Source organism: Archangium sp., from assembly GCF_057119385.1.
In genome coordinates, this window is record NZ_DBNGVP010000154.1 from 328,715 (window position 1) to 340,687 (window position 11,973).

6 protein-coding genes are annotated in these 11,973 nt (G+C 70.2%); 3 read left to right on the forward strand and 3 right to left on the reverse strand.

Going from position 1 to position 11,973, the window contains the following annotated elements; all coding sequences use genetic code 11:
* Positions 1–200: 200 nt before the first annotated feature.
* Complete coding sequence (locus AC16DP_RS37505) at positions 201–800, forward strand: DUF2378 family protein (protein ID WP_329726049.1); 600 nt, start codon at positions 201–203, stop codon at positions 798–800.
* On the opposite strand, the gene AC16DP_RS37510 is transcribed toward AC16DP_RS37505, so the two are convergent.
* Together AC16DP_RS37510 and AC16DP_RS37515 are read right to left on the reverse strand one after the other, a co-directional pair.
* On the reverse strand, positions 779–4,033 hold the full coding sequence (locus tag AC16DP_RS37510) for a PAS domain S-box protein (protein ID WP_329726048.1): 3,255 nt from the start codon (positions 4,031–4,033) through the stop codon (positions 779–781). The genes AC16DP_RS37505 and AC16DP_RS37510 overlap by 22 nt on opposite strands.
* A 235-nt stretch (positions 4,034–4,268) precedes the next feature.
* On the reverse strand, positions 4,269–5,873 hold the full coding sequence (locus tag AC16DP_RS37515; protein ID WP_329726047.1) for an MBL fold metallo-hydrolase: 1,605 nt from the start codon (positions 5,871–5,873) through the stop codon (positions 4,269–4,271).
* Positions 5,874–6,061: 188 nt separating this feature from the next.
* Here AC16DP_RS37515 and AC16DP_RS37520 point away from each other — a divergent pair, with 188 nt between their 5' ends.
* Both AC16DP_RS37520 and AC16DP_RS37525 read left to right on the forward strand, forming a co-directional pair.
* Complete coding sequence (locus AC16DP_RS37520) at positions 6,062–7,879, forward strand: ABC transporter ATP-binding protein (protein WP_329726293.1); 1,818 nt, start codon at positions 6,062–6,064, stop codon at positions 7,877–7,879.
* 61 nt (positions 7,880–7,940) lie between these two features.
* On the forward strand, positions 7,941–8,891 hold the full coding sequence (locus AC16DP_RS37525) for a biosynthetic peptidoglycan transglycosylase (RefSeq protein WP_329726046.1): 951 nt from the start codon (positions 7,941–7,943) through the stop codon (positions 8,889–8,891).
* 6 nt (positions 8,892–8,897) lie between these two features.
* Here the strand turns inward: AC16DP_RS37525 and AC16DP_RS37530 are convergent.
* The coding region (locus AC16DP_RS37530) for a non-ribosomal peptide synthetase (protein ID WP_483956943.1) at positions 8,898–11,973 on the reverse strand (3,076 nt) is incomplete at its 5' end.

An 11,973-nucleotide genomic window follows, 5' to 3' on the forward strand; every position in this document is an offset into this window, starting at 1 on the left:
CCTGATCCGCGCCCACCGGTGCCCCCATCGGCCCGGTGGGCGCGCTACAGCGCTGTAGCGCCGCCGCGAAATCCCGGAATTCAGGCGGCGTGAAGGTGGAGTGATGGGTCCTGAGCGGGTCTGACGACGCGATAGGTGGTCAGCGCCGCGTTTTGCGCTCTAATGGGCGCCGCCGGACAAGTTCCTGGAGTCCCCCCACCGTGCCCCTGCCTACTACCTCCATTCCCGCCCCCGGACTGGAACATCTGCTCTCGCTGGCCACCCCCGCGGATACCGCCCGCGGCATGTTCTTCAACGGCCTGTTCGATGCGGCGCGCGCTCTGGGCGGCGAGGAGGCCCGCGCGAAGTGCATCACGGCCGCCGGCGAGAAGAAGTACGTCGACTTCCGCAGCTACCCGGTCGGCGATCTGCTCAAGGCCATCTACACCGCCGCGGACGTGCTCGGCCCCAGGCTGGGCGGCAGGGATGCCGTCCTCCGCCGGCTCGGCCGCCGCGCCACCGAGGACTTCCTCAACTCCACCGTGGGCAAGACCATGGTGGCCCTCGCCGGCAATGATCCGCACCGGCTCCTCTCCGCCTTCCCCAACGCCTGCCGCGCCGCGCTGAGCTATGGCGAGCGCACCGTCGAGCGGCTCGGCGACAAGCAGGCGCGCATGCTCGCGCGCCGTGACTTCCTGCCCATGAACTACATCGAGGGCACCCTCACCGCCGTCGTGGAGCGCTCCGGCGTCTCCGGTGTCCAGGTGCGCGGCCACCGCATCTCCCCGCTCGACGTGGACTACGACATCAACTGGTCCTGAACCGCCAGGCGCCTCGGCAGGCGCACGGTGAAGGTGGTGCCTTCCTCGTCCGTGGAGCTCACGTCGATGGTGCCTCCGTGGCCCAGGACGATCTGCCGGGTGATGAAGAGGCCCAGTCCCAGGCTCCCCTGGCGCGCCCCCGCCTCCGGTCCCCGCTGGTAGGGCTCGAAGAGTCCCGGGAGCACCTCGGGGGAGATCGGATTCCCCTCGTTGTGGACCTCGAGCAGCACGTCCTCGCCCTCGCTCCGGGTGGACACCCGCACGGGCGTGTCCCGGGGGCTGTGCTGGAGCGCGTTGCCCACCAGGTTGGTGACCACCTGGGCCAGCCGATCCCCATCCCACTCACCCCAGCCGTCTCCACTGGCCTGGAAGGAGATGCGCCGGTTGGGCCAGGCCAGCCGCACCTCCGTCACCACCCGCCGGACGTGCTCGTGGAGGTTCAGCGGCTCGCGGTGCACGGGGATGCCCCGCATCCGCGCCTGGTTGAAGTCGAGCAGATCCCGGATCATCCGGCTGGCCCGGTCCGCCGAGCTGTGGATGCGCTGCGCCGCCTTCGAGGTGCGCTCGTCCACGTCCTCGCGTTTGAGCAGCGTGGTGGCGGACAGGGCGATGGCGTTGAGCGGCGTGCGCAGATCGTGACTGACGATGGCCACCAGATCCTCGCGCTCCTGGATGGCCGCCTGCGCCTGCTGGTAGAGCCGCGCGTTGTCGAGCGCCATGGCCGCGCGATCGGCCACGCCCCGGGCCACCTCCAGGTCCGTCGAGGTGCACGTGGGGCGGAACCGGTTCCACGCGAAGGAGATGATGCCGAGCTTCCGGTCCCTCGCCACCAGGGGCACGAGGATCACCGACTTGAGCGAGAGCGCCTCCAGCAGGGCCCGGTGCTCCTCGCTGCGGGCGACGGAGTCCAACCACTCGGGGGTGACGTCCGGCTCGGCCAGGGGCACGCCGGTGTTGAGCAGCTGCTGCATGACGCCCCCATGTCCCAGGTGGGGCGGGTACATCATCGTGTGGTGCAGCAGGGCCTGACGATCCGCGTCCCGGGCCGTCAGCTCCAACCGGAGCAGCTGTCCGTCCTCGCTCAGCAGATCCACCATGCAGTAGTCCGCCAGGTGTGACACCACCAGCGAGGCGAGGCTCTTCAGGGTGGTGTGCACGTCGAGGGACTGGGACAGCAGGGTGCCCATCTCGACGAACAGGGCCTGGGCCTCCTCGGCGCGCTTGCGGGCGGTGATGTCGCGCACGATGCAGGTGAAGAAGCGCCCCTGGGGCAGCAGCGTCTCGCTGACGGAGAGCTCCAGCGGGAAGACGAGCCCGTCCTTGCGCCGGCCGTACACCTCGCGCCCGATGCCGATGAGCTTGCGCACCCCCGTGCCGAGGTTCCTGCGCTGCTGGGGCTCGGGCACCAGGTGGCGCATGTCCCGGCCGATCAGCTCCTCGGGCGCGTAGCCGAAGATGCGCACCGTGGCCGGGTTGACGCTCTGGATGGCGCCCTGCTCGTCGATGGTGAGGATGCCGTCCACCGCCGTCTCGAGGATCGCCTCGAGCCGCCGCGTCGTCGCGCGCAGCACCTCCTCGGCCTGCCGCCGCGGCGAGATGTCGCGGGTGATCTTCGCGAACCCGCGCAGGCCGCCGCGCTCGTCCCGCAGGGCGCTGATGAGCACGTCCGCCCAGAAGCGGGTGCCGTCCTTGCGCACGAGCACGGCCTCCGTGCGGTACTGCCCCTCGGAGGCGGCGATGCGCAGCGACTCCTCGGGCACCCCGGCCATGACGTCCCCGGGCAGGTAGAAGAGGGAGATGGGATGGCCGATCACCTCCTCCGCCTTCCAGCCCTTGATGCGCTCGGCGCCCGGATTCCAGCTGGCCACCCGGCCCTCGGGATCCAACATGAAGATGGCGTAGTCCTCCACGCCCTCCACCAGCAGGCGGAAGCGCTCCTCGGTGGCGCTCTCGGCGCGCTTGCGCTCGGTGATGTCCAGCACCGCGCTGGCCACGAGGAAGACCTCGCCGGCGCGGTTGCGCACCGGGGCGTGGTTGATGAGCCAGTGGTGGATCTCCCCGCCCGTCGCGGGGGTGGTGCCCGTCACCTCCTGGCCGAGCACCGCCTGTCCCGTCTCCAGCACCTGGCGGCGCATGGGCCCGAGCTGGGTGGCCAGTCCGGGGACGACCTCCTTCACCCCGTGGCCCAGGACGTTCTCGATGGGAGCGCCGATGATGTCCGCCAGCATCTGGTTGACGCGCACGTAGCGCAGATCGCGATCCATGAAGGACAGCCCCACCGGCGCGGTGGTGAGCAGGGTGTCCAGCAGCGCCAGGGCCTCCTCCGTCTTCTGGCGCTCGCGCACCAGCTCCGTCACCTCCACCGCGTGCACGAAGACGCCTTCCACCCGCCCATCCGCGCCCCGGTTGGGCGCGTAGACGAAGTTGAAGAAGCACTCCACCGGGGGGCCGCCGTTGCGGTAGACCCAGACACGCACCTCGTGGCCCACGGCCGGCTCGCCCGTGCGGTAGACGTTGTCGAGCAGCACGCGGAAGCCCTGATCCTCCAGCTCCGGCAGGGCCTCGCGCAGGGGCTTGCCCAATATCTCCCGCACGCCGATGGCCTGCTGGAGGCGCGGATTGGCCAGGGTGAGGATGTGCTCGGGGCCCTCCAGCACGAAGATGAGCGCGGGCGCTTCCTGGAAGAGGGCCGCCAGGCGCTCGCGCTGCGCCTCGGACTCCCTCAGCAGCCGGGCGCGCGTGGCCTCCTCCTCCTTTTGCGCGGTGCGCTCGTTCTGCCGCTGCAGCTCGTCGCGCTGGACGGTGTACGCGTCCACCGCCTCGGCGATGCCGGTGACGATGAAGGAGACCAGGTGCTGCACTTCGGTGAAGGAGAAGGGGACGCCCGCCTGTCTCGCCTGCTCGAGGATGCAGTCCTGCAGGACGCCATACTCCCGCACCACCGCGGGGAGCTCGAACCCCTGACTCAGGCGCTGGCCACCGTGGACCCGGGCCTCGGCGCTCTGGTCCGGTACGGCGGCGGCTTCACTGCCTCCGGTGCGGCGCAACACCGTGGCCAACTGCCGGAGGTAGTCCCCGATGTGGTCCTCCAGGGCGGCCCGGCTCGGGAGCCCGGGGGACGGGCCGGCGTGCAGCCGCTCGAGCCACTGGCGGGTGATCTCCTCCCGCCGGGAATCCAACAGGTCCGCCAGGGAGGCAGGTGGGCTCGTGGACCGATGTGTCTCGAGGTTCACTCCGTATTTCCTCCCCCGGGCCTGGGCCACAAGCCCCGTTCCACTGAGACATCAGCGGAATGGCAAAGTAGTCCCCACCTGGCCGGAACGCGCCTGGGGCCCTACGTACGACCCTGGAGTGGATGCCAGACACACGGGCAGTGGCCAGGGCTCGGACGGCTGCCTGGTGACCGCTCCCTGGAGCCCGAGGCATCCCGGGGAGCGGCCCGGCGTTACCGGGGAAGGATGGTCTGACTCAGCCGCCGAGCTGGAGCTCGGTGGCACCGTACAGCCGCTCGGCGGTCCCCCCGCGTGAGCGGAACTCGGCCAGCAACAGGTCGGACTCCTTCATGCGGGGCGTCTCCGCCGTGGCGGCGGGGCCGATGATGCGCTCCATCCAGGGCTCCAGGCCCATGGCGTAGTTGTAGAGCCTCCGGGCGCCCACCAGCTCCAGCAACCGCAGCCCCTCGGCGCGCGTACTGCCACGGCAGCGCCGGTTCTTCTCCATCTTGCGGTCCCGCTTCTTCGGGAAGAGCGCCTCCATCGTCCAGGTGTGCGGAGCCCCCTCGATCTCCGTGTTCATGAAGACCGTCTGGATGTCTCCAAGGTCCTGGCGCAGGTGACGGTAGAGGGTGTCATCCACGCACATGGAGTCGGCGACGAGGAGGAGCTTCTCCTGGCCCGCCCGGATGAGCCAGCTGGACTTGGAGTGGCCCAGGTCTCCGTGCTCGCCGAGGAAGGGCGTGGCGAGGATCTCCCCGTCCGGCAGGGGCAGCGACTCATAGGTGTCGAGCGCGTGCACGCTCCGGATGCCGAGCGCGAGGCCCAGGAAGCGGGGGTTGAAGTCGCCCACCAGCAGGCCGCTGGCGCGCGGCATCACCAGATGGCCGATCCGGTGCCGCAACCGCAGCAGCGTCTCGAAGTCCAGGTGATCCGGGTGGTTGTGGGTGATGAGCACGTAGTCGATGCGCGGCGGCAACTGCTGGAAGGTGACGCGCGGCGGGCCCTCGGCGATGGGGCGGGAGCTGATCACCGGATCCACCAGGATGGAGACGCCCTTCCACTCGATGAGCACGCTGGCATGGCCCAGGTAGCGCACGCGGGGCTTGGGGCCCTCCCACGGGGCGGCGGGAGGCGGAAGCGGCGCGCCGGAGAGCAATGGCAGCACCTCCTCGTCGCTCTTCGCCGCGGGGCCGAGCAGATCGCGCACGTAGCCCAGCGGCCGGGGCTCCAGGTCCATCTGGAAGAGCTTGTCCAGACGCTCGTCGTCGAAGGGCACCTGCCAGTCGAGCTGCCCCGGCTCCGGCAGCCGCGGCGTGGTGAGGAAGGTGGAGCGCGCCGAGTCCGAGGGCAGCAGGCCCAGGCGCAGCGATTGGAGCTCCCGCTTGTAGTAGCGGCTCCGGTAGAACATCCCCTCCATGAAGCGCACGAAGGGCCGGTTGTTGTAGTCGTAGAGCAGCTCCACCCGTCCCTTGAGCGGCTCGGGCAGCTTTTCGTACAACGGCTCCAGCGACTGGCCCCGGGCCTCCGTCAGCAACCAGCCCTGGAACTCCTCATGGGCCTCGGCCAGCTTGATGCAGTCCGCCTGATCCGCCTGCATCTTCTGCAGCAGCGCCTTCACCTCACCGGCGCGAGCGGGCGGCACGTCCACGAAGGAGCTGCCGCTCAGGGCGCGATCCCTCGCCGCCTTGAAGTGGAAGTCGGGGCTCTGCAGATACGCCCGGAGGAGGGGAATCTGGTACCCGTGGACATGGAGGCAGGCGGGAACGGGGGCCACGTTCAGCCACCACGCCGCCCAGCCATTCACGAGGGGTTCGGCGAAGGCCGGGTCGGCCAGTCGGTACAGGGGCTGTGACGTCATGGGTTCGGCTCGCGGAATCGGGGTTGCTGTTGCAACAGGGAGGCGGGAAATGTGCCAGAGCCCGCGCCATCTGGCGAGAGGGCCCGTCGCGCTTCTGGCGCCCGGCCGGCCGCGGCGCGTCATGCTGGCGCCATGACCGGGATGGGAGGCCGCGGGCTGATCTGATACTCATGGCGCGAGGGAGCGTGATGGAAGCGTCCGACAACAAGCCGAAGCCGCAACGCAGGAGCGCGGCACTCAAGAACATCCCGCCCCTGCTGCGCATCGTCTGGGAGGCCTCGCCCTCGGCGGTGCTGGCCAATCTCACGCTGCGGATCATCGCGGCGCTGATCCCCGTGCTCCTGCTGGGCGTCGCGGGCCGGATCATCGACTGCGTGGTGACCGAATCGGCGATCCAGCAGGGCATGTCCCGGCGGCTCTGGATGCTCGTCGGGCTGGAGTTCTCGCTCGCCGCGGCGGGCGGCATCCTCACCCGCGCCCTCCAGTACTTCAACGCCGTGCTCGCCGAGAAGTACACCCGCCACATCAGCCTCCGGCTGATGAAGCATGCCTCGCGGCTCGACCTCGGAACGTACGAGGATCCCGCCTTCCATGATCGCCTGGAGCGGGCGCGCGTGCAGGCCACCGATCGGCTCGCCATGATCGAGGGCATTGCCCGCTTCCTGCAGCAGCTCGTCACGGCGCTGGGCCTGTGCGCTGGAATCCTCGTGTTCTCCCCGTGGATCCTCCTGAACATCATCCTCTGCCTGGTGCCGGCGGCGGTGGCCCAGGCGCGCTTCGGCGCCAGGCTGTATGCCTTGAACTTCCGCAACACGCCCAGGCGGCGCGAGCTGGACTACCTGCGCCAACTGGGGGCCAGCAAGGAGAGCGCGAAGGAGCTCAAGATGTTCGGCCTGAGCCCCTTCCTCATGCGCCGCTACGAGCTGGTCTCCGGGGAGATCCTCGACGACGTGGTGCGGCTGTGGCGCCGCTCGTTCCCCGGCCTGTCGCTGCTGTCGGTGGTGGGCGCGCTCGGCTACTACGGCGCGTACGCGTTCGTCGTGTACAAGGCCACGCGCGGCGAGGTGAGCGTGGGCGGGCTCACGTTCCTGGCCGGCGCGATCGCCAGCGCGAACCGCACGTTCCAGGATCTCCTCGGGACCGCGGTGAGCGTGGCCGAGCAGTCGCTCTACATCAGCGATGTGCTCGCCTTCTTCGCCATGGAGCCCACCGTCCGCTCGGGCACGAAGGCCCTCGAGGTCCCCCGTCCGATCCGCCAGGGCTTCGAGTTCCGCGACGTCACCTTCTGCTACCCGGGGCGCTCCGAGCCCGTGCTCCAGGGGGTGAGCTTCCGGCTGGCCCCGGGCGAGCGGCTCGCCCTCATCGGCGAGAACGGGCAGGGCAAGACCACCATCGTGAAGCTGATGATGCGGCTCTATGATCCGACGTCCGGGCAGATCCTGCTCGATGGCGTGGACCTGCGGGAGTACGACATCGAGGACCTGGCCCGTCAGATGGGCGTCGTCTTCCAGGACTTCGGCCGCTACGACATGTCGGCGTCGACCAACATCGCCATCGGCCAGATTGAACAGCTCGAGGATCGGGCGCTCATCACGGAGGCGGCGCGCAAGAGCCTCGCCCATCCGGTGATTGATCGTCTGCCGCGAGGGTATGACCAGGTGCTCGGCCGGCGCTTCGACGGGGGCGTGGAGCTGTCGGGTGGGGAGTGGCAGAAGATCGCCCTGGCGCGCGCCTACATGCGGGATGCGCAGCTGCTCATCCTGGACGAGCCGACCGCGGCGCTCGACGCCCAGGCCGAGCTCGAGGTGTTCGAGCGCTTCGGGGAGCTGGCCACGGGCAAGATGGCCGTCCTCATCTCCCATCGTTTCTCGACGGTGAGGATGGCGGATCGCATCCTTGTGCTGACGGGCGGGAAGATCGTCGAGGAGGGGGCTCACGAGGCGCTCCTCGCGCGCGGGGGGCGCTACGCGACGATGTACGAGCTCCAGGCCTCGCGCTACCGCTGAGCCCGGGCCGGCCCCAATCGCCGGGCCACGAGACACCAGGGCCGCGCTATCCTGGGTGCCCATGTCCGCTCGAATCCGCCGTCCCTTCTCCACCGCGAGCCTCTGCGTCCTGGGGGGCTTCGCCGTCTACGTCTTCATCCTCTCGCGGACGGTCCCGGACGTCTCGCCCCTGGTGGCGCAGACGCCGGAGCGGACGAGCTACATGCGGGTGAGGGCCGGGGAGCTGAACAAGGCGGAGGACACGTTCCGGCTCGAGCCCGCCGAGGTGCTTCCCCCCAACCCGGTGCTGGCCTGCGCGATCGTCAAGTCGGAGGACCTCGTCTTCTTCCGCCACGGAGGCTTCAACTGGGGCCAGCTCCTGTCCCAGATCTTCACGCGCTTCACCTTGTCGGGCGCGAGCACCATCACCCAGCAGCTCGCGCGCAATGTCTTCCTGGGGCCGGAGCAGTCGCTGGGGCGGAAGCTCCGCGAGCTGTTCATCGCGAAGGAGCTGGAGCGGACGCTGTCCAAGCGCCGCATCCTCGAGCTGTATCTGAACGTCATCGAGTGGGGCGATGGAACGTGGGGCGCCGGGCCCGCCGCGAAACACTACTTCGGCAAGTCCCCGGCGGAGCTGGATGCCTTCGAGGCCACGTTCCTCTCCGCGCTGACGGCGGCGCCCCGGCACCCGCTGACGGGCTCCAACCTGGAGCGGGCCGAGGGCGTGCAGCACCGGGTGCTGCTCCAGCTCTACCGCTCCGGCATCCTCGACGAGGAGACGTGGCGCGAGGCCGACACCCGCGCCAGCGCCGTCTTCGCGTGCCTGCGCCAGGGGCAGCCCCTGAACGCCGCCTTCACCTGCACCGAGGCCCCTCCGCCCACGGGGACGCCGAAGCCCTTCTACGCCCGCACCCAGGTGGAGCCCCTGCGCGACTGGCTGGAGCAGGGGTGCGGGTTGGAGCGCGAGTCCACCGAGGTGAAGGCCATCCGGGAGCTCCGGCGCAAGGAGCGCGAGCAGGGCAAGCAGCCGTAGCCCGCGCTACCGCCCCGCGCCCATCAACTCCTCCAGCAGGCGCACCAGCTCGCCGAGGCGGGGCCGGCGCATGATGGACATGTGGTTGCCGGACACCTCGCGGATGTCCAGGCCTCCCGCGGCGAGCGGCTCCCAGCCGTGCCCGGCCTGGACGGGCTTGCCCGCCATGTCCTCGGTGGCCCGGAGCAGGGTGAGCCGGCCCGTGTACGGCTGTGGCCGGTAACCCACCCACGCCCGCGCGGTGTACTCGAACACGCGGTAGAGGTTGCTCACCCGCTCGAAGCCCACCTGCGCCAGCGGGCTGTTGGCCTTCTGGTGCTCCTCGTAGAAGTGCCGCAGCCGCTCCTCCCGCGGCATCCGCGCGAGGCGCTCCTTCAGCGCCGCCGGCTCCTCTCCCGTCAGCGGCAGCAGCATCGACGCCAGCTCCTGCGTCAGCATGTCCTCCAGCAGCTCCGCGTCGCTCGCCACGCCCTCGCGCATCGTGCTCAGCGGGTAGGCGTCGATGATGGCCGCCAGCCCCACCTGCTCGCCCCGCGCGGTGAGCTGCCGGGCCATCTCCAGCACGACGATGCCGCCCAGCGACCAGCCCGCGAGGTGGTAGGGGCCCGAGGGCTGTACCGAGCGCAGCGCCTCGATGTAGAGCGCCGCCATCTCCTCGATGCTCGAGCAGGGCTCGCCCCCCTCCACGCCGCGCGCCTGGATGCCGTAGCAGGGCTGCTCCGCGTCCAGCAGGCGCGCCAGCTCCACGTAGCACAACACGTTGCCACCCATGGGGTGGATGCAGAACAGCGGCGCCCGCGTGCCGTGGGGCTTGAGCGGCACCAACGGGGACCACGGCCGGGCGTCCTGTTGCTCGAGCAGCGTGGCCATCTTCTCCACCGTGGCGCCCTTGAAGAGCGACACCAGCGGGAAGTCGCGGCCCGTCTCCTCGCGGATCCGCTCCACGAGCTGCACCGCGAGCATGGAGTGCCCGCCCAGCTCGAAGAAGTCGTCGCGGATGCCCAGGGGCGACACCCCCAGCACGTCCTCCCAGATGCGGACGAGCTGCAGCTCCAGCGGGCTCCGGGGCGCGACGAGCGCCCGCGAGGCCTCCGTGCGCACCGTACCGGGCACGGGCAGGGCGCGGCGATCCACCTTGCCGTGCGACGTGAGCGGCAACACCGGCAGCGGCACGAAGGCCGAGGGCACCATGTACTCGGGCAGCCGCGCCTTGAGCCGGTCCCGCAGCTCGGCGGCCCCCGGCGCGTGGCGGTTGCTGGCCGCCACGATGTAGGCCACCAGCCGCTTGTCTCCTGGCACGTCCTCCCGCGCCAGCACCACCGCCTCGCGCAGATCCGGGTGCTCGAGCAGCGCCGCCTCGATCTCCCCCAGCTCCACCCGGAAGCCGCGCACCTTCACCTGGTGATCGATCCGGCCCAGGTACTCGAGCGTCCCGTCCGGCCGGTACCGGGCCAGATCGCCGCTGCGGTAGAGCCGCTCGCCCGGCGTCGTGGCGAACGGGTTGGGGATGAAGCGCTCGGCCGTCAGCTCCGGCCGGTCCAGATAGCCGCGCGCCAGGCCCGCGCCTCCCACGAACAGCTCGCCCGTCACGCCGATGGGCACGGGGTGCAGGTGGCTGTCGAGCACGTACGTCTGGAGGTCCGGGATGGGCACGCCGACGTTGCTGCCCGGTGCGCCCTCCGCATCCGCGGTGCTCAGCGGCCGGTAGGTGACGTGCACCGTCGTCTCGGTGATGCCGTACATGTTGACCAGTCGCGGCCGTGCATCGCCGTGACGCTCGAACCAGGGCCGCAGGGCGCCGAACTCCAGCGCCTCACCGCCGAACACCACGTAGCGCAGCGCCAGCCCCTCGGAGCGGCCCGAGGACTCCTCGTACTGGATGAGCTGCCGGAACGCGGACGGCGTCTGGTTGAGCACCGTCACCTGCTCGCGGCGCAGCAGCTCGTGGAAGTGCTCGGGCGAACGGCTCACCTCGTAGGGCACCACCACCAACCGCCCACCGTAGAGCAGCGCACCCCAGAGCTCCCAGACGGAGAAGTCGAACGCGTACGAGTGGAACAGCGTCCAGACGTCCCGCGCGTCGAAGTGGAACCAGTGCTCCGTGGCACGGAACAGCCGCACCACCTCGGCGTGGCTGAGCTGCGCGCCCTTGGGCTTGCCGGTGGAGCCGGACGTGTAGATGACGTACGCGAGGTTGGCCGGCGCCGCGAGTGGCGGCGGATCCTCCTCGCTCCGCGAGTGGAGCACCGGATCCGGCACGTCGAGGCAGATGACCTCGGCGTCCGACGGCGGGAAGGCCTCGCGCAACCGGGCCTGGGTGAGCAGCACCGGGACGCGGCTGTCCTGGAGCATGAAGGCCAGGCGCTCCTTCGGGTAGGCGGGATCCAACGGGACATAGGCGCCGCCGGCCTTGAGCACGCCGAGGATGGCCACGACCATCTCCAGCGAACGCTCCACCGCGAGCCCCACCTTCGTCTCGGGGCCGACCCCCAACGCGCGCAGGTGGTGCGCGAGCCGGTTGGCCCGCCGGTTGAGCTCTCCGTAGGTGAGGTGCTGGTCCTCGTAGCTGACCGCCAGGGCGTCCGGTGACTGCTTCACCCGGGCTTCCACGAGGTGGTGGATGCAGTCCTCGCGCGGGACGTCCGTGCGCGGGTTCCACTCCACGAGCAACTGGTGCCGTTCGGCCTCGGTGAGCAGGGGCAGCTCGCTCAGGCGCTGCTCCGGGTGCGCGACGATGCCCTCGAGCAGCACGCGGAAGTGCTCGGCCATGCGGGCGGCCGTCGCGGGCTCGAAGAGGTCGGTGTTGTATTCGAGGCTTCCCTCGAGCCCCTCCGCCGTCTCCGCCAGCGCGAGGCTCAGATCGAACTTGGAGATCGGGATCTCCACCTCCACGTGCCGCAACTTCAGACCCGGCACCGCGAGCTCCGGCTGCGGCGTGTTCTGGAGGTTGAAGACCACCTGGAAGAGGGGATTGCGGCTGAGATCGCGGGAGGGCTGGAGCTCCTCGACGAGCTTCTCGAAGGGCACGTCCTGGTGGGAGTAGGCCGCCAGGGTGAGGGAGCGGACGTGGGCGAGGAGCTGG

What these genes read in the sequence shown, in the direction of transcription:
- AC16DP_RS37515 (WP_329726047.1), bottom strand. Translation starts at nt 5,873, where the DNA reads ATGACGTCACAGCCCCTGTACCGACTGGCCGACCCGGCCTTCGCCGAA.
- AC16DP_RS37520 (WP_329726293.1), top strand. Translation starts at nt 6,062, where the DNA reads ATGGAAGCGTCCGACAACAAGCCGAAGCCGCAACGCAGGAGCGCGGCA.
- AC16DP_RS37525 (WP_329726046.1), top strand. Translation starts at nt 7,941, where the DNA reads ATGTCCGCTCGAATCCGCCGTCCCTTCTCCACCGCGAGCCTCTGCGTC.